The organism is Desulfothermus naphthae (genome assembly GCF_054657475.1).
Window position 1 is genome coordinate 994,622 of record NZ_BAAHYQ010000001.1, and the last position, 17,684, is coordinate 1,012,305.

At 30.4% G+C, this 17,684-nt stretch carries 18 protein-coding genes and 1 pseudogene; 4 read left to right on the forward strand and 15 right to left on the reverse strand.

Annotation, left to right across the window (positions count from 1 at the left end):
* Positions 1 to 81 precede the first annotated feature (81 nt).
* Genes alaC through ACYQ1E_RS04795 form a run of 4 tightly spaced genes read left to right on the forward strand, consistent with a single transcriptional unit; the run spans position 82 to position 4,209 of the window.
* Entirely contained in the window at positions 82 to 1,251 is a 1,170-nt protein-coding gene (gene alaC, locus ACYQ1E_RS04780; RefSeq protein ID WP_459875912.1) for an alanine transaminase, read from the forward strand.
* Between the two features lie 22 nt (positions 1,252 to 1,273).
* Positions 1,274 to 2,566: a homoserine dehydrogenase gene (locus ACYQ1E_RS04785; RefSeq protein ID WP_459875915.1), complete on the forward strand. Its 1,293-nt coding sequence runs from the start codon at positions 1,274 to 1,276 to the stop codon at positions 2,564 to 2,566.
* Positions 2,567 to 2,593: 27 nt separating this feature from the next.
* Positions 2,594 to 3,784: a cofactor-independent phosphoglycerate mutase gene (locus ACYQ1E_RS04790; protein WP_459875918.1), complete on the forward strand. Its 1,191-nt coding sequence runs from the start codon at positions 2,594 to 2,596 to the stop codon at positions 3,782 to 3,784.
* Positions 3,760 to 4,209, forward strand: a complete 450-nt coding sequence (locus ACYQ1E_RS04795) for an acyl-CoA thioesterase (RefSeq protein ID WP_459875921.1) — start codon at positions 3,760 to 3,762, stop codon at positions 4,207 to 4,209. Before ACYQ1E_RS04790 ends, ACYQ1E_RS04795 begins: the two co-directional genes overlap by 25 nt.
* A 184-nt stretch (positions 4,210 to 4,393) precedes the next feature.
* Here ACYQ1E_RS04795 and ACYQ1E_RS04800 read toward each other — a convergent pair whose 3' ends face one another.
* The 15 genes and pseudogenes from ACYQ1E_RS04800 to ACYQ1E_RS04870 all read right to left on the reverse strand — a co-directional run bounded on the left by ACYQ1E_RS04800 (position 4,394) and on the right by ACYQ1E_RS04870 (position 17,678).
* Positions 4,394 to 5,674 carry a TIGR03790 family protein gene (locus ACYQ1E_RS04800; RefSeq protein ID WP_459875924.1) on the reverse strand — a complete coding sequence of 427 codons (1,281 nt, stop codon included), beginning with the start codon at positions 5,672 to 5,674 and terminating at the stop codon, positions 4,394 to 4,396.
* Entirely contained in the window at positions 5,671 to 6,264 is a 594-nt protein-coding gene (locus ACYQ1E_RS04805) for a MarC family protein (protein ID WP_459875927.1), read from the reverse strand. Before ACYQ1E_RS04805 ends, ACYQ1E_RS04800 begins: the two co-directional genes overlap by 4 nt.
* 27 nt (positions 6,265 to 6,291) lie before the next feature.
* Positions 6,292 to 7,116: a hypothetical protein gene (locus tag ACYQ1E_RS04810; RefSeq protein WP_459875930.1), complete on the reverse strand. Its 825-nt coding sequence runs from the start codon at positions 7,114 to 7,116 to the stop codon at positions 6,292 to 6,294.
* 5 nt (positions 7,117 to 7,121) lie between these two features.
* Positions 7,122 to 7,640, reverse strand: coding sequence for a hypothetical protein (locus ACYQ1E_RS04815; RefSeq protein WP_459875933.1), 519 nt, complete (start codon positions 7,638 to 7,640; stop codon positions 7,122 to 7,124).
* Between the two features lie 4 nt (positions 7,641 to 7,644).
* A complete protein-coding gene (locus tag ACYQ1E_RS04820; RefSeq protein WP_459875936.1) occupies positions 7,645 to 9,045 on the reverse strand; it encodes a hypothetical protein in 1,401 nt (466 codons plus the stop codon).
* Between the two features lies 1 nt (position 9,046).
* Positions 9,047 to 10,033 carry a type II secretion system minor pseudopilin gene (locus tag ACYQ1E_RS04825; protein ID WP_459875939.1) on the reverse strand — a complete coding sequence of 329 codons (987 nt, stop codon included), beginning with the start codon at positions 10,031 to 10,033 and terminating at the stop codon, positions 9,047 to 9,049.
* A complete protein-coding gene (locus ACYQ1E_RS04830) occupies positions 10,020 to 10,658 on the reverse strand; it encodes a prepilin-type N-terminal cleavage/methylation domain-containing protein (protein WP_459875942.1) in 639 nt (212 codons plus the stop codon). The genes ACYQ1E_RS04825 and ACYQ1E_RS04830 overlap by 14 nt, the downstream gene beginning before the upstream one ends.
* Positions 10,636 to 10,767 (reverse strand): hypothetical protein, encoded by a 132-nt coding sequence (locus ACYQ1E_RS04835; RefSeq protein WP_459878513.1) that lies wholly within the window; start codon positions 10,765 to 10,767, stop codon positions 10,636 to 10,638. The genes ACYQ1E_RS04830 and ACYQ1E_RS04835 overlap by 23 nt, the downstream gene beginning before the upstream one ends.
* 147 nt (positions 10,768 to 10,914) lie before the next feature.
* Positions 10,915 to 10,986: pseudogene (locus ACYQ1E_RS04840) on the reverse strand (prepilin-type N-terminal cleavage/methylation domain-containing protein); the annotation flags it as partial.
* On the reverse strand, positions 10,979 to 11,461 hold the full coding sequence (locus ACYQ1E_RS04845) for a pilus assembly FimT family protein (protein WP_459875945.1): 483 nt from the start codon (positions 11,459 to 11,461) through the stop codon (positions 10,979 to 10,981). The gene ACYQ1E_RS04845 and the pseudogene ACYQ1E_RS04840, both read right to left, overlap by 8 nt.
* Entirely contained in the window at positions 11,430 to 11,858 is a 429-nt protein-coding gene (gene gspG / locus ACYQ1E_RS04850) for a type II secretion system major pseudopilin GspG (RefSeq protein WP_459875948.1), read from the reverse strand. Before gspG ends, ACYQ1E_RS04845 begins: the two co-directional genes overlap by 32 nt.
* Before the next feature lie 43 nt (positions 11,859 to 11,901).
* Positions 11,902 to 13,131 carry a type II secretion system F family protein gene (locus tag ACYQ1E_RS04855; RefSeq protein ID WP_459875950.1) on the reverse strand — a complete coding sequence of 410 codons (1,230 nt, stop codon included), beginning with the start codon at positions 13,129 to 13,131 and terminating at the stop codon, positions 11,902 to 11,904.
* 3 nt (positions 13,132 to 13,134) lie between these two features.
* Positions 13,135 to 14,820 (reverse strand): type II secretion system ATPase GspE, encoded by a 1,686-nt coding sequence (gene gspE / locus ACYQ1E_RS04860; RefSeq protein ID WP_459875953.1) that lies wholly within the window; start codon positions 14,818 to 14,820, stop codon positions 13,135 to 13,137.
* A gap of 28 nt (positions 14,821 to 14,848) precedes the next feature.
* Complete coding sequence (gene gspD / locus ACYQ1E_RS04865) at positions 14,849 to 16,822, reverse strand: type II secretion system secretin GspD (protein ID WP_459875956.1); 1,974 nt, start codon at positions 16,820 to 16,822, stop codon at positions 14,849 to 14,851.
* Positions 16,823 to 16,832: 10 nt separating this feature from the next.
* On the reverse strand, positions 16,833 to 17,678 hold the full coding sequence (locus ACYQ1E_RS04870; RefSeq protein WP_459875959.1) for a PDZ domain-containing protein: 846 nt from the start codon (positions 17,676 to 17,678) through the stop codon (positions 16,833 to 16,835).
* Between the last annotated feature and the right edge of the window lie 6 nt (positions 17,679 to 17,684).

The following is a 17,684-nucleotide window of genomic DNA, read 5'->3' on the forward strand; positions in this document are numbered from 1 at the left end:
CTTAATCTTTGACATAAATATATTTTAAAGGCTATATCTAATTTTTCAATCAACTACCTTAAGAGTTAAGGAGAATGAGCCATGCAAGAATTTCCAAGGATGAAAAGATTGCCTCCTTATGTCTTTGCCACAGTAAATGAACTCAAGATGAAATTAAGAAGACAGGGAGAAGATATAATTGACTTGGGAATGGGGAACCCAGATATTTCAACCCCAAAACACATTGTAGATAAATTAGTTGAAGCAGCACAAAAGCCAACAAATCACAGGTATTCTGCATCGAGGGGGATTCCTAACTTAAGAAAGGCAATAGCAAATTGGTACAAAAGAAGATATAATGTAGATATTGATCCAGAAACCGAGGCAGTAGTGACCATTGGTGCCAAGGAAGGACTCTCTCACCTTGCCCTTGTTATGTTGAGTCCAGGAGAGGTAGTCTTTGTCCCTGATCCAACCTATCCCATTCACACCTATAGTGCAATTATAGCAGGGGCTGATGTAAGGAGAATTCCCATATCACCAGAAAGGGATTTTTTTGAAGACCTATTAACAGCCACAAAACAAACCTGGCCCCAACCAAAATTACTAATAATATCTTATCCACATAACCCCACAACAGTAGTTGTAGATCTGGACTTTTTTCAAAAAATAGTGGACTTTGCCAAGGAACACAATATCTATGTAATCCATGACTTTGCCTATGCAGACCTTGCCTTTGATGGATATAAGCCACCGAGTTTTTTACAGGCAAAGGGCGCTAAGGATGTTGGTGTGGAATTTTTCTCCCTGTCAAAAAGTTATTCCATGGCAGGATGGAGAGTTGGATTTTGTTGTGGAAATAAACAGATGGTCCATGCACTTACAAGGATTAAAAGTTATCTAGATTATGGAATATTTCAACCAATCCAAATAGCATCCATTATAGCTTTAAATGGTGATCAAAGTTGTGTGGGAAAAATTGTTGAGGAATACAGGATTAGAAGGGATACCTTAATTCAAGGACTAAACAGAATCGGATGGCATACTCCCTCACCTAAAGCAACCATGTTTGTATGGGCAAAAATCCCTGAACAATTTCAATATATGGGTTCTGTTGAATTTTCAAAGCTCTTGCTCAATGAGTGTAAAGTAGCAGTATCTCCTGGACTTGGATTTGGTCATTTTGGGGATAATTATGTGCGTTTTGCCCTTGTTGAAAATAAACACCGAATAAATCAGGCTATTCGTGGACTAAAAAAATTATTCTCATAGAGTACCTTTTAAGGGAGAAAGGATGGAAAAAGACTCTATAAACATAGGAATAGCGGGATTTGGAACAGTTGCAACTGGTCTTACAAAATTAATTTTAGGTAACAGTGATATTATTTACAGAAGACTTGGAAAAAAAATAAAAATAAAGACTATCCTGGTCAAAAACATTAATAAAAAAAGGGATTTTTTGCCCCCTGAGAGCGTGAAATTTACAGACAAAATAGACGATATAGTAAATGATCCAGAAATTGAGATAGTGGTTGAATTAATTGGTGGTACAACAGTGGCAAAAGAGGTTATTAAAAAGTCCATTTTGGCCAAAAAACACGTTGTTACAGCCAATAAGGCAGTGCTTGCAGAATATGGAAGTGAACTCTTTCAACTAGCCAAGTGGCAAAATAGTGCATTGTACTTTGAGGCAAGTGTTGGTGGTGGTATTCCAATTATTCAAACACTCAAGGAAAATCTCTCTGGAAATAAAATCATTTCATTAACTGGAATTTTAAATGGAACTGCAAATTTTATCTTATCTAAAATGTCTCAAGAAAAGTTTCCTTTTGAACAAGCCCTTAAAATTGCCCAGGATAAAGGTTATGCAGAAGCAGATCCCACTTTAGATATTGAGGGAATTGATGCTGCCCATAAACTAATTATTTTAATTATGTTGGCCTACGGAAAAAACTATCCCCTAGATAAACTCACCATTGAAGGCATTTCAAATACAGACCCTTATGATATAAAAATGGCTGAAGAGTTTGGATACACTATAAAATTAATAGCAAAAGCAAAGGACAAAGGCGGAAATTTAGAGGCAGGGGTATATCCTGTTCTTATACCTAAAAAACATATACTTGCCAAGGTAGATGGTCCTTTTAATGCGATTTTAATAGAAGGAAATGGGGTTGGACCAATAATGTTATATGGTCAAGGTGCAGGCGGTCTTCCAACTGGAAGTGCAGTGCTCTCTGATATTATGTCAATCATTAGATCCCCCTCATACAATAATACTGGATTCTATAGTGACCAGATAGAGGAAGCTTCAATATTAGAAGATATATATACCTCTTGCTGCCATTATTTTAGATTCCAGGTAGAAGATAGACCAGGTGTTTTGGCAATTTTAGCAGGTATTATGGGAGAAAGAAACATAAGTATTGCACAGGTTGTTCAAAGACAGGAAAAAAAAGGCAAATACGTCCCTGTTGTATTCCTAACCCACAGGGCACAAATAAAAAACATCAAGGATGCAATAGAAGAGATAGATAAATTATCTTTTGTAATGCCAGGGACAAAACACTATAGAATCCTCAATTAAAAAACATACAGGATGTGGAGCTAAAAAATGAAATTGGCCTTTCTAATAGCAGATGGCATGGGGGATTATCCATTAAAAGAATTAGAAGGCAAGACTCCTTTAGAAGTTGCCAATACTCCAAACATGGATAGACTTGCAAAAACTGGAAAAATTGGGCTTTGTAGGACAATTCCCCAAGGTATGGAGCCAGGCTCTGACATAGCCAACATGGCAATATTGGGCTTTGACCCCTCTTTGTATCACACAGGAAGAGGACCAATAGAAGCAGCAGCACTTAAGGTCCCTGTGGATGAGAATGACATAATTTTTAGAATGAATCTGGTAACAGTGTCAGAATTTTCAGAAAATGGTGTAATGATTGATTACAGTGCCGCTCATATAACAGATGAAGAGGCAAAAAATATAATATCTTTTTTAAAAAAAAATTTAGAAGATGATACTTGGAAGATAATAGCAGGCTTTCAATATCGCCACTTGCTTATAAGAAAAGATGGAAAAGACACTTCTCTTGAAAATACAAAGATAAATCCCCCTCATGATATCCTTGATCAATCAATAAGAAATGACTATTTTCAATATAAAAACAACAAGCAATTATTTGATATCATAATTCGTGCAAAGAAACTACTAAAAGAGAACTTTCCAGAATCAAAAGCAAATTGTATATGGCCCTGGGGACAGGGTAAAAGATTGAAGCTACCTGATTTTTTTAAAACTTATGGTTTAAAAGGAGCAGTAATATCTGCTGTGGATTTAATAAAGGGCCTTGGATATGCTTCTAATATGGAAATAATTGACGTTGAAGGGGCAACAGGACTGGTTGATACCAACTATAAGGGTAAGGCAGAGGCTGCAATAGAATTTCTTAAACAAAAGGATTTTATATTTCTTCATTTGGAAGGTCCTGATGAATGTGGGCACGCTGGGGACATTAAATGCAAAATAAAGGCCATAGAGAGATTTGATAAATACATTGTTGGTCCAATATGCAATTTTCTGGAATCTAAAAAAGGGGCATGTTTAATTTGTTGCGACCATTTAACTCCAGTATATAAACGTACCCATGTATCTGATCCTGTGCCAATACTTTTTATCAACTTCAATGCTCCAATAAATAAAACTGATCAAAAATTTTCTGAAATAAATGCTAAAAAGTCTGATTTATTTATAGAAAGAGGGGAGGATTTGATAAAATGGATATTGGAACAAATAAAATAGATGACTTTCCAAAACCTGAGGCCACATGGAAACACATAGTTTCCTATGGTGAGACAGATTGTATGAGAATAGTTTATTATGCCAACTATCTCCACTGGTTTGAACAGGCAAGGAGCCATTTTTTTAGAGAACTTGGACAAAGCTATTTAGAAATAGAAAAAAGAGGGGTGTTTTTCCCTGTAATTGAGGCATATTGTAAATATTTGAGCCCAGCAAAATATGAAGATTTAATTTTAGTTAGATGTGGAATCAAAGAGTGGGGCAAGGCATCTTTAAAATTTGTATATGAAATATATAACAAAACAGAAGATTATAAAAAAATTACAACAGGGTGGACCAAACATCCATGTATGGACAAAAAGGGAAAAATAGTAAAAGTGCCTAATTGGTTGGTTGAAATGGTGCAAAATAAAGCAATAAAATAATTTACAGCTTTTTTTGTTCTTTTCAACCGATTTTTTTACCTTTTTTAGAACTTCTCTTCCTTTTTTTAAAAAGAGGAAAGTCTTCTTTGATGGCGCCTCAACTTTTTTCAAAATTATAAAGCTGCGGAGAAGATACTGTTAGACATGGTAATGCTATGAAAAATATTACAAGTTAATTTGCTGATTAATTCATATTGTTTAAATTTTTTATATTTTTATTCCGAACTTTAAAAGGTAAATACAGAGGATCACCAACCAAGACCATCTTCCAGGAAATATAAGGCAGAGATAAATAGTAACTTTCTACTAAAGAGAAATAGCCATCAGTAAGTGCCCAAAAAAAGATGTGGGGAAGGGGAAATGCCTGAATATACGGTTCACCAACTGGTCCAACAGTGGCTGCCACCCCTTTTTGCAACATTTTGACACACCATATATTGGAATTTTTATTTTTCAGTGTTTCGCATTCCACACTTGCCATGTGATACCCAATTGCACCTTTGACCCATGTAAATGAATCTATGTAATGTCCCAGACTATACCACCCACAATATAGCGCTGCATTTTTACATTCATTTTTTTTAAAGAGTCTTTTAGTGTCTTCAAGAACTACTTTTAATAATTTTGACTTCCTAATTTCTTTGGCAGCAAGGTGTAATGAGTAGTCATAAAATGCATATCCCCCCAATTTGTTTTTGTTTTTTGGCTCTTTCCATCTTGCATCAAAATATGCAACTCCCTTAAGCCCATTTTTTTCAGCATATATGGAATCATCAATTATTCTTTTCACAATTTCTGGATCAGGTCCATCTAGCCTTGCCACAAGTAAAACATCCTTTTTTTTATATTTTAATTTGGATTTTTGATTAAGTAAAAAAAATGGATTTGGAATCCAGAAGGCTAAGGGATAATCTTTTACCTTAACTAAAGACAACTCAGAATCTACTGAGGCAGAGGTGTTTAAGTTTAAATTTAACTGCATCAATTTATTTTTCAATTTTTTAATTTTGTTTTGTAAAGACTTCTTTTGTGCTATATCTTTTTCTGATTTTAGCTGTTCTTGTAAAAGAGAAAGTTTTATCTTTAAATTTTTTAATTCTGTTTGTTGTTCAAGACTTGGAGGTATTCCTTGAACCTTTAAAGGAATTCCATGTATGAGTAAAAGACATCTTATTTTGTTCCTGGGATGTTCTTTTAAAAATTTTTGAATAGGAATTTTTATTTTTTTATTATAATCTTCTCTTGAGATCCTTTCTGAATCAGTGCACCAAATCTTTAAAAAGTTATCCTTTGGAATGTGTCTTTTATTTATATAATACACTGCAAGGGATACACTTCGCCTTGCATTCATATTAGCAACTACTAAAACTTCTTCTGGAGAAAGGTAGCAAAAAGATTTACTAGAAATAAATAAAAAACAAAGAAAACATAACACGGTGATTATTTTAGATAAACAGTTTTTCATTTTATTGTCTCCAAAAAATATCTTATCCCTTGTTCTAGCATTTGAACAGCAAGTAAGACTAATATAAGCCCCATCAATCTTTCTATTGCCCTTGTACCTCTGTCTTTTAAAAAATTTTTTAATCTTGTAAAACTAATCATAATGATAAGACATGTCAACCACGCAAGGAATATTGACAGAAAAAGTTTTAATTGTGAAGGGGTCTTTTTTGCATACAGCATAATTGCAGCAAGTAAAGATGGACCTGCAACAAAAGGGGTGGCAATGGGCACAATAAATGGGTCTTTTTCATATTGAGACAAAGGGGTGGTCTCTTCAGGAAATATTAGTTTTATAGAAATAATAAATAAGATTATTCCACCGGCTATTCTCAAAGTGGATTTATCTATAGATAGTAAGTTCAAAAAAAATGATCCAAAAAATTGAAAAATAATCATTAGAAATAGTGCAATTAACATCTCCCTAAAAATTATTTTTTGTTGTACACATGGGGGATGATCTTTTAAAATTGCGAGACAGGCAGTTGAATTGGCAAAAGGATCCATGATGAGAAAGAGAGGAATTGAGATTTCCACAATTTCTTTTAACATTTTTAAAAAGTTAAGTTAACTAATAAACTAATTATAAATTTTATATTTAATTGATCCAATACTTCCAAAAACGGAATACTTCATAGAAGATTTATTGTTAAATGGAAATGAAATTAAGTCCTTTTTTATATTTGTAAGATTTAAGTTTATTTTACCTTTAATTGAAATTATTGAATCCATAATATTTTTCTTTAGAAAAATAGAACCCCTACCATCTATTTTAAAATAAGGGGATGTAATCTTAAAACCTTTTATATTAACCTTTGTTTTAAACACATTTGTTTCTATATCATCAATATTTATCGGAATCAGCCTTTTAAAGCCATATGCATTTACTAATATCTTTAGACCTTTAATAGATGTTTTAGTCATATAATTTAAATTGTTTTTATTGATTTTAATTAATCCATTAATCTTTCCCTTTAAAGAAATATTATTATAGATGGATATAGAATAAATGTCAAAATCATTAATATATATATCAATTTTTTGAATTACAGGTTTTTTAATTATACGGTTAAAAACAGTATTTGCATAAATTATTTTTTTATCTCTATGGTATACATCTATAAATAAAGTAGTGATTTTAAACAATCCTGGACTTAAAGTTATAAGAAAATTATCATCTATATTGAGATATCTCTGGTTTAGATGAATTTTAATATTTATATTAAAATTAACTGGAAAATGATAACTTACAGATTTTATTTCAATTTTACCAGATGTTTTTTCCTTTAAAACTGAATTTAAATAAAAAGTTAAAGAATTATATGGAAAAGTGTATAAAAAAATAAAAAAACTAAAAGCAAAAAAATAAAAAATGGTTAAACATATTAATGCAAATTTTTTCATAATTTTTAAGATATTTTTTGTGTTTTTAAAAGGATACGCATTGTTATTGTGTTTACTTCACCTTTTTTTCGTCTAATATTTAACCTTTGTATAAATATATGTTTCAATTTTTTGATTGTTTTTAAAAAGTTTAAGGTTTCTTTAAGTCCAATATCTTCTAATTTAATATCCACATACTGCTCTATGTGATTATTGTCTAATTTTCTATTTGATGGGATTATTGATATCAGATTTTTTTCTATTCCAATTTGTTTTAATATATCTTGCACATCACTAACAATGCTATCAGATGTATGGATACCAAATTTGGATCCCATTTCAGTAGTAAGAAGGGATTTATAGGTTTGTTCTAAAGACAAAATTTTTTTTAATTGATTGTGACGAAGATTTGTTTGCTGTTCTAATTTAATAATTTTTTTATGTAAAGGAAGATATATAAAAAGAATAAATAAAAAAACTATACCAATACAAATGAGTAATTGTACTTTTAATAGATCTTGTTTAGAAATCAAGTTTAAATTCATAATTTTAAGAAATCTCCATTATAAAATGAATATTTTTTTTGTCTTTATCCCAATTTGCCTGTTTTAAAGAAAATTTATATGTTGTTCCTTTAGATATATTCTTCCTAAATTCTGTTATTATATCTAGGGAATTGGCTTTGCCTTTTAAAATGACTCTATTTTCATTCATGGAAAATTCTTCTATAACTAAATTTAAATCATCCGGCATACTACGTGAGATATCCTTTAAAACTATTAATGGGTCTAATTTATTTTTATTTTCATTTGATGTACTTTCTATATCTTTTATTTTTCCCCTAAATATGCTTAAATATTGTTCAATGGTCAGTTTTCTTTGGATTTTGGGAAAAGTTTTATTAAAGACCCTTTCTATTTTTTCTGTAATTTCATTATCATACTTCTTTAATAAATAAATTTGTGTGGTTAAATGAATTAATACAAATATTAGAACAAAAACTATTGAAAAAAGGTAAGGTAAAAACTTCCTATCATATAGGACTTCTCTTAAAGATACATATCCTTTTTTACTAAAATCTGCTATTTTGTCTTTCTGCTTTTTTAAACATAAACCAAGTAAAGGAATAATGTCTTTGTCTGTTTCAAAGGATATGTTATTTTCAAAGTGTATATCAAAAGCCATTAATTTAAGAGGATCTATGACCTTGAATTGCTTTTTTGACTTTATTTTCGAGATTAAGTCTGAGTTTATATTATTTGATGGAATGATAATTAAATTAATTAACTCGTGGTTTTGAATTTGGTTGAACTCTGTTTCCAAAATATATTCTATTTTTGCAAATTTTTTGTTTGTGCTAGATATACTCTTTAAATTTGCATAAACCTTTTTATAATCAAAAGTTTTGTTGTTCTTTACAATAAGATTTAAAAAATCTCCATCTTCGTAGATAAAAATAACATTGTTTAAATAAACAGAATTTAAAAAGCTTATTATACACTGAATATCCAATGTGCAGACATAAAATGAATTTGGAATTGTAGATGACAATTTTTTATATAGTGGTTCAATTATTGTTTTTTTGCATGCAATACCCAATACTTTGAAATTGTTTTTTGATTTCATTAAAAAAAGAAAATCGTATATAAAATTGTTTTCTTTTATGGGAAGCTCAGATCCCATCTCCAAAGAAATGGCCTGCTTTATATTTTCTATTCCCTTAAAAGGAAAAGTGAGTTTTCTCATCATAAAATAATTGCTGGAAAAAACAACTATAAATTCATCTATTCTGTGGTTATTTTGCTTCGATTTAAAAGGGATTTCATCTATAATATCATCAATTAATAACTTTTTTTTCTCTATAACTTTAATTGACTTTTTATCTTGTTCAATGAAAAATGAAACCACATTATCATCAGATTTAATGTAATTTAATACAATCTTTTTCATTCTAATATTCTATTTGATATAAAGTTTTTAGCTTTTTATTTTTCCTTTTTACAAATCTTATTATTGTACAATTGTATGAGCCGGACATTCCTGTAGAAACTACTTTAAAATAATTACTTGTAGTGGTCAAAATATTATAGGGAATTTCAATATCTTTATACTCTGACATATTTTTTTTTATCCATTTTACATCACATAAAATTTCTCTATAAAAAGGATTGTTTCTTTTTATTAATATCTCATCCACATACTTATTTTTTTTCTCCTGATCTACTTCATTTAAAATCAATGACATAGCAATTGGTCTAGAACATGTATTGATATTAATCAAGCCCTCATCTGAATACACAGTAAATAAGTCTTTCAAGCCGATTTTCTCTTTTTCTCCATAATATATTTTCTCGTCAACAGATGGCAAAAGTAGCATCTCGCCTAAGGTTTCAAAGGTCCCATTCTTTGATTTATATTCTCTGTCTTTGTAATATGGGTTTATAACTTCAGTTTCTTTTAATGGGTATTTTTTGGGATTTATCCAATTTTTTATTTCCCTAATTATATTATCAGCCCGATTTTCAGATATATCAAGTTCATTAACCAGTAAGTTTTTAACTACCTTTACGTATATTTCTCCCTTTTTTTTATCCACAAGATAGTTTATGGGAATTTTAGATGTTTCATCTTGAATTTTTAAATCCAGATATTCTGAATTTATATCATCTGGTAAATATCCCTGAAGGGTATTTAAATTGTTCCAGGTGCTTAATAGTGTATCACAAACTAATTTGTTTTTTTCCTTTTCCCGTGTTAAAATAACTTCTGCAATATAAAGACCAGAGATGGCCCTGTGTTTTGCAATAAAAAAATTTTTCAAAATTTGTGTTGTATTTATCTCTATATTGGCTATTTTTGTGATTTGATACAATACAATAATTAGAATAAATATAATTACCAATACAGATATTAAAACAATACCCTTATTGTTTTTCATTATATTTTATAGAAAACAGATGTTTTAATCTATGAGTCTTACCCTTTAATTCAAATGAAAATTCTATTAATATTGCCACAGGCATTGATTTCATATCATCTATATCCCAAAAATCATGTTGAAATCCGTTTTTGTCAAAAAAAAATATATTCATATTTTTAATATAATCAGCTACCTTTATCTTAAATATCCTTTTATCTTCTAAGTCTAGATTTCCAAAAGGTATTTCTATTCTATAGAGGGAGTAATCATCCTTTTCTTCATTCTTTTTTAAATGATATTCTACTTTATTTATAAAAAAGGCGTCAGGTTTATTGATCAATGAGTTAGATGTATAAAATGTAAGAATGTTAGCATCATCAAAAATTTGATTTTTTCCTTCTAATTTAAATCTCTCTATTTCCTTTGTATCTATATAAATAGATGAAATATCTCTATCAAGTAAAATGGTTAGCATATTATCCATATTAATTAATATGGTCTCTGTATCTACATTTTCTGAAAAGTCAAGTATATTAATAAATGAAATATAAAGTCCAACTAATAATATTGAACAGATTGCAAGAGACACTAATAGTTCTATCAATGTAAATCCAGCATATCTATTTATTTGTATTGTATTCATATAGTTCTAGTATTTTAAAATCATTGTTTTTATTCTGGATAACGATAGATTGACGAATTATATTGTAGAATCCAAGATCATCTTCAATATAAGTCCACATATAGTCCATTCCTGTTACATCTCCTGAAAAAGAATATACATTTGTTTTTATTGAATTAAATTTATTGAATTTAGATTCAGTAAAATGAATCAAATAATTTAAATCTTTATTTTGAAGTATAGTATCACTGATACTATTTAAAGATTCAAAAATAGCTAATACACTAATAGCTATTAATGCCATCGATACTATAAGTTCTATTAAGGTAAAGCCACGCATATTAATCATTAAATATTATATTATTTTTTAATAAAAATGGATTAACATATATAGTTATTTGGTTATGTTCTCTTTTTTTTAAATGAATAATAATGGGATTTAAATATCCAAAATTAGATACTTCAATTTTAATTGGTTCAAATGAATAAATTTTGTCTTGGTACTCAATTTGAATTTTAATATTTTTAGGTAACTTCAGCTGTATCTCTCTTTCTCGATTATCTAAATCTGGTGTAGAGATCATTTTTTTGGATAAATCAAAAAGTAGATATGAGCTCCTTTTATGGAGAATACAATTACTCCTTGTTTGTTCGATAAAAAGAGATATATTTCTTGTAGTTTTTGATAAATCTGACTCAGCAAAAGATTCTAATACCTTTGGAATACCAAATCCTAGAAACAGGGAGATAGTGAGAATTACCACCATGAGTTCAATTAGGGTGAAGCCAAATCTATTCCAATTCATAACTTTTGATATCTGCATCAAAGCCCTCTCCACCTTCTTTTCCATCTGCGCCGTATGAAATTATTTCAAAGTCAGCGTGTTCTCCAGGGCATATGTAGATGTAATTATTTCCCCAAGGATCTTTGGGAACCTTTGACAAATATCCCTTCGGTGGAAAATTTTTGGGAATCCGTCCAATTACAGGCTTTTTTACAAGCGCTTCCAATCCTTGCTCTGTGGACGGATAAAATCCATTATCCATTTTAAATTTTTTCAGTGCCATGGACAAGTTCTGTATTTGTAGTTTGGCCTTAACCACCCTGGCTTTATCTGGTTCATTCATTATTCTAGGTACAACTAAACCAGCAAGTATTCCTAAAATCACAATAACAATCATTATTTCTATTAATGTAAATCCCTTTTGTGAAGTACTCATAATAATCCCTCCTAAACCTCTGTTTTTTTTAATAACTTAATATTTATTTAACTAATTTACTCATCTCAAATATAGGAAGTAAGATAGAAATTACCACAAATCCCACAACTCCTCCTAATATTAATATGAGCATTGGCTCAAGTAATGAAGTTGCAATACTCAATTTTGAGGATATCTCTTTTTCTAATCTATCTCCAATTTTAAGTAAAAGTTCATCAAGTTTTCCAGATTCTTCACCAGCACTAACCATCTGTATAATATATGCTGGAAATAACATAGTATTTTCCATGGCATCTTTTAAATTTTTACCTTGGCTCACATCTTTTATTATCTTTTCAATTGAATTTTGGTAAATGGTATTTTGAGAAACACCTTTAACTATATGTAATGAACTAATCAAGGGAAGTCCATTTTTAAGTAACATTCCAAGTATATTTGAAAATCTTGATAATATTATTTTTTTGTATATATCTCCAATAATCCATAAAGAGAATAAATATTTATCTATTTTAGGCTTAAGTTCCGTCTGAGTATATAAGTATCTAAATAAAAATATTGTAAAAATTGGTAAAAATATTAATATTATCCAAAAAGATCTAAAAAAAGAACTTATGCATAATAATATTCTTGTTGGTAAAGGTAAAACTTGATTTAACTCTCCAAAGATCATTGTTATTTTTGGTACAACAAAGCCAAGTAAAAATATGACAACTATAATCCCAACAATTAATATAAACATGGGATACACAATAGCTGTAATTATTTTTCTCTTAAAATCAGCTGAGTTTTCCAGTAAATTTGCGATTTCCTCTAATACTATATCTAGAGATCCAGATGACTCTCCAGCCTCTATCATAGCAACAACAGATGTTGGAAAAAATTTTGAAAAATTAGAAGCTGCTTTGGCAAAAGACATACCTCCTTTGATATCTTCTAGAATCTGCATCATTGATCTTTTTAAATATCTGTTTTTAATCTGAGAAATAGTGGATTTTAGCGACAAATCCAGAGGAAGCCCTGACGAAATAAGGGTCGCTAGGTGCCTCATACAGTCCACAAACTCCATTCCACCTTTTCTAGCTAAAAGTCCATTAAGGGAAATGAATTTTGTTGCCTCCTCTGTGTGGTCTTTTTCATTTGTAGTAAAAATTTCTGTTGGGTATAGGCCTTGTGCCTTGATATTGTCCCTGGCAGCCTTTAGGTTAGAACCACTTATTATTCCTTTTTTGACCTTCCCCTTTTTGTCTATAGCTTTGTATTCAAATAAAGGCATAGATTAAATCCTACTTATCCTAATGACTTCATCTAAAGATGTTTTTCCTTTAAGGAGTAAATTTTCTATTGCATACTCTTTTAAGGTCTTCATCCCAATTTCCCTGGCCTTTTGTGAAATTATATTACTGTCATAGGTGGTAAGCAAAAGGGATTGTATTTGTTTTGTTACGTTCAATAGTTCAAACACCCCAGTTCTTCCTTTAAATCCAGTATTTATACATTTATCACATCCACCTGGTCTGTATAATTTAATATCCTTTTGTGTATTAGCACCAATTTGTTTTAATTCCTGAAGGGAAGGGGTATATTCTTCCTTGCAATTTTCGCATAAGGTTCTAATAAGTCTTTGAGCAATAATTGCACGCACTGCTGATGAGACCAAAAATGGTTCAATGCCCATATCAACAAGTCTTGTTATAGCAGAGGGCGCATCATTTGTGTGTAAGGTTGAAAGCACAAGGTGGCCTGTTAAGGCAGCTTGTATAGCTATCTTGGCAGTTTCGCTATCCCTTATCTCACCAACTAAAATCACATCAGGATCCTGCCTCACCATGGTTCTGAGGCCTTTGGCAAATGTTAGCCCAATTTTAGGATTTACTTGGGTCTGGCTGATTCCATTTATCTGGTATTCTATGGGATCCTCTATTGTTAAAATATTCTTATCAGGGGTATTTATCTCTTGTAAAGCCGCATAAAGGGTTGTGGTCTTTCCACTACCTGTTGGGCCTGTTACTAAGATTATTCCATGAGTAATAGTTATTAAGTCTTTAATCTGGTCAAGTAATTCTTCATTTAATCCTATCTCATCAAGTTTTAGCAATCGTTTGCCCTTTTCTAGTAACCTTAAGACCACCCTTTCTCCAAAAGCTGTAGGCATAGTGGAGACCCTTAAATCTAAGCTCCTGTCTCCTACCTTTATCTCTATTCTTCCATCCTGGGGAAGTCTTTTTTCTGCAATATTTAATTTTGCCATTACCTTTATTCTTGAAATCACCAATGGATGTAATTTGGGGGATAATTTAAGTTGATTATAGAGGACTCCATCTAATCTGTATCTTACACTGGTGTAGGTCTTGAAAGGTTCAAAGTGCACATCACTTGCGCCAAATCTAACTGCCTGGGTGAGTATTTGATTTACCAATTTAACAATGGGTGCTTGATCGTGATCTTCTAATAGATCGGATATGTCTTCAAGCTCTCTTAATATATCAACAGGATCTTCTTGAACAATGTTCTCTAAAGTATTTTCAAGATCCTGTTCCACCTCTCCATAGACGTAATTTATAGAGTCTAAAATTTCTTTTGAAGTACACAATATTGGAATAACCGATTTGTTGAAGAGTGCTGAAATGTCGTTTAATGGTTCAAAGTTAAAAGGATCATTTATATATACTTTTATACATGAATTATCATCTATTAAAAAAATAGGATATTTCTTTAAGTAGTGAATTGGGATCTTTTTAGTAATATTTTTTGCTTTGTCTTTAGCATAAATTTTTTCAGTATATTCAATATCTAACAAAAACGACATTATTTTAAGATATTCTTGTTCTGAAATATCCTCCCCTTTGTATAATAAATTTACCTGTGATATTATTTTCTTTAAATTATTTAAATCAAGATCTTGTTTTGTCTTTAAAATTTTCTTTTTGTATAAAATTTCAATGGGAAAATTTTCAACTAGCATGGTTTAAATAGATCCTTTTTTAACTATCCTATTTTAGTGGTAATAGTTCGGGAGGATAAATTTTAAAATCTTTTTTTATTGGTTCTACTTTGCCATTTACATTGTATTTTACACTATTTATATTTTTCATCTTTTCGTAACTGAGTTTTTTAAATTTTTCGTCTGTCTCTACTATATGAGGTGTTATAAATATCATTAAATTTTTTTTTGATTTTTTTTTGTCTATATTTTTAAAGAGATATCCAATGATTGGTATATCCCCAAGAAGGGGTACCTTTGTGTTATTGCTATTATTCTGTTCTTCTATTAATCCTGCAATAACAACTGTAGCACCATTTTTTACCTCAACAGTGGTTTCCGCTGCCCTTTTTTTAGTTATGGGTCTTAAACTAAATGTTGAAGATGTAGTTAGTGTTTCATCAACTCTACTAACTTCTTGGTAAATTTTCATTTTAACAAATCCAGAATCATTTATTTGTGGGGTAACTTTCAAAGTGATTCCGACGTCTTTATACTCAAAATTGGCGTAGTCCTGGGTATCAGTTGTTTCTATTTTGGTCTGGAAAGGTCTATTTTCTGCAACAATAACACTTGCTTCTTCGTTTTCCATCACTGTTAATTGGGGGCGAGATATAATATTTACCTGATTTTTAGTTGAAGCTGCATGGATTAGGGACCCTGCATTGTAAAATCTCTCATCAGAGGAGATTACCCCATCGTTATTTGCATCATAGGTAAAGGGAAAAGATATTATCCCAAAAGTGAAAGGAGCAAGGGTTGAGACATTTGTTATAGTCTGTTTTACTTCGTCAAAGGTAGTGCCAATGCCTCCATGTATATTTCCCATAAGGAAACTTTCATGTCCTTTTGAGCCAATTTTTCCCATTGCCTGCCAGTTTATTCCAAAATTAAAACTATTTTCACCGCTAACCTCTATTATCATGGCTTCTATAAAAACCTGTTTTCTCGGAATATCCAATTTTTCTATTATCTTTGATAAGGTCTTAAACTCCTCAGGGGTTGATGTTATTATCAGGGAATTAGTTGCCTGATCTGCAACCACTTTAATTTCTCTGGATATTATCTGTTTGGAAACCTTATCTTTACCAGATACCTTTGTGCCAGCAAGTTGCACAAGCACCTTTGCAAGGTCTATTGCACTTGCATTTTTTAATTTAACCACGTGGATATTGCCAGTTCCTTCTGAAGCTGGTTTGTCTAATTTTACTATTAGACCTTCCACTTTGGCAATTATATTAGCTGGAGCAACCACAACCACACTGTTTAGTCTATCATAAGGTATTGCAAGAAACGAAGCTATATTTCCTTTTTTGTTTTCAACACGCATTAAAGATGAAAATAATTTAGTAAGAATCTCTGCTATATCTTTGCTGGGAGTATGTTTTAGCTTAATGGTCCTAATTACTACCTCTCCCTTTGGCACGTCCACACTTTTTACAATTTGTAGAATCTTATGCACATTGGACTCAAAGTCGCAAACTATCAGTATATTAGTTGGCTTATATGTAACAGCCAGTCCTTCTCTGGAGACCATATTGACTATGGTTCGTCTCACTTCCGCAGCAGGGGCATATTTTAAAGGAATGACCCGGGTAACAAATTTGTCTCTCCTATTTATTTTGCCAGTTTCAACAGGATTATATTGCCTCCGTGCATGTGCAGTAGGAACGATTTTAATTACATATTTTCCAGGAATAGTAGCAAATCCATAGACCTGCAGTACTGATTCAAAAACCTTATAAACTTCATCTAAACTCATAGGTCTTGGGCAAATAATGGAAATTTTCTTTGAGCCAACATTGGGATCTAACACAAAATTTTTGTTTGTAACTTTTCCAATATACTCGATAAAATTCTTTAATTGCACCTCCCTAAAATTTATACTTATCTTTACATCTGAAGAAGCAAATGTAACATTAAGGAAAAACAAAAAAACTAATACAATACTGAGAATTAATTTTTTACATGTTTTCTTTACCATAATACTTATCCTATTTTATTGAATAAGATAATACTTGTTTTTGACCATTTCTTAAAATTTCAAGATCCACATGATCAATATCTTGAATTTTGGAATAGAACTGCATAACATCATCCATATTTAGCACCTGTTTTCCATTAATTGATAGGATTATATCTCCCTTTTTTAACCCTAACCCATTTTTTATAAATCTATCTCTAATTGACACAACCTTAAGTCCTTTAATTCCTGATAATGAATATGGCACCACCCTAATAAAACGAAGTAAATATGACATATTAGATAATTTCGACCTTAATAGATGCCTTGATACTATATAATTTAATTCTTTTGAAGAATCTATTTCATTTTCCAACTCCGTAAAGTCTGAGAGTAAAATTCTTTTGTCCTTATTATTTAAATTAACTATAATCTGATCCTTCATTATATCTTTTATTATTGCATCACTAAGTTTATCTCCAATGCTGTAAATACCTTCTAATTTTAGTTTTTTATCATAAATAACCGCAATCCTATCTTTTTTTAATTCAGACCATATTATACCCCTTAATTCAAAATCCTTTATATCAGCTATGGGAATTTCTTCTATCTGGGATTCAATATTTCTATTGTTATCATTGATAGATTCTATTACTTTAAATGGATTTCTTTTCAAAATAGTATTTAAATCAATATTATTTTGTTTTAGAAAATTTACTTTAAATTTATTTCTTACATTGGAATTGATGATTTCTAATTTAGTGGAATTTAATCTCAATTTATACGAAATATAATTATTTATTGTAAAAATGACAAAAAAAAGTATGATATTTACAATAAGAAAATAAAATAATAAGTTAAATTTTTTGGTATTCATTTTAAG

Bases quoted from the DNA above. Each gene is read 5' to 3' on its own strand.
- alaC (WP_459875912.1), top strand. From the start codon at position 82: ATGCAAGAATTTCCAAGGATGAAAAGATTGCCTCCTTATGTCTTTGCC.
- ACYQ1E_RS04805 (WP_459875927.1), bottom strand. From the start codon at position 6,264: ATGTTAAAAGAAATTGTGGAAATCTCAATTCCTCTCTTTCTCATCATG.
- ACYQ1E_RS04800 (WP_459875924.1), bottom strand. From the start codon at position 5,674: ATGAAAAACTGTTTATCTAAAATAATCACCGTGTTATGTTTTCTTTGT.
- ACYQ1E_RS04835 (WP_459878513.1), bottom strand. From the start codon at position 10,767: ATGGACTATATGTGGACTTATATTGAAGATGATCTTGGATTCTACAAT.
- gspE (WP_459875953.1), bottom strand. From the start codon at position 14,820: ATGCTAGTTGAAAATTTTCCCATTGAAATTTTATACAAAAAGAAAATT.
- ACYQ1E_RS04795 (WP_459875921.1), top strand. From the start codon at position 3,760: ATGGATATTGGAACAAATAAAATAGATGACTTTCCAAAACCTGAGGCC.
- ACYQ1E_RS04785 (WP_459875915.1), top strand. From the start codon at position 1,274: ATGGAAAAAGACTCTATAAACATAGGAATAGCGGGATTTGGAACAGTT.
- ACYQ1E_RS04870 (WP_459875959.1), bottom strand. From the start codon at position 17,678: ATGAATACCAAAAAATTTAACTTATTATTTTATTTTCTTATTGTAAAT.
- ACYQ1E_RS04845 (WP_459875945.1), bottom strand. From the start codon at position 11,461: ATGCAGATATCAAAAGTTATGAATTGGAATAGATTTGGCTTCACCCTA.
- ACYQ1E_RS04855 (WP_459875950.1), bottom strand. From the start codon at position 13,131: ATGCCTTTATTTGAATACAAAGCTATAGACAAAAAGGGGAAGGTCAAA.
- ACYQ1E_RS04790 (WP_459875918.1), top strand. From the start codon at position 2,594: ATGAAATTGGCCTTTCTAATAGCAGATGGCATGGGGGATTATCCATTA.
- ACYQ1E_RS04815 (WP_459875933.1), bottom strand. From the start codon at position 7,640: ATGAATTTAAACTTGATTTCTAAACAAGATCTATTAAAAGTACAATTA.
- ACYQ1E_RS04830 (WP_459875942.1), bottom strand. From the start codon at position 10,658: ATGAATACAATACAAATAAATAGATATGCTGGATTTACATTGATAGAA.
- ACYQ1E_RS04820 (WP_459875936.1), bottom strand. From the start codon at position 9,045: ATGAAAAAGATTGTATTAAATTACATTAAATCTGATGATAATGTGGTT.
- ACYQ1E_RS04810 (WP_459875930.1), bottom strand. From the start codon at position 7,116: ATGAAAAAATTTGCATTAATATGTTTAACCATTTTTTATTTTTTTGCT.
- gspD (WP_459875956.1), bottom strand. From the start codon at position 16,822: ATGGTAAAGAAAACATGTAAAAAATTAATTCTCAGTATTGTATTAGTT.
- gspG (WP_459875948.1), bottom strand. From the start codon at position 11,858: ATGAGTACTTCACAAAAGGGATTTACATTAATAGAAATAATGATTGTT.
- ACYQ1E_RS04825 (WP_459875939.1), bottom strand. From the start codon at position 10,033: ATGAAAAACAATAAGGGTATTGTTTTAATATCTGTATTGGTAATTATA.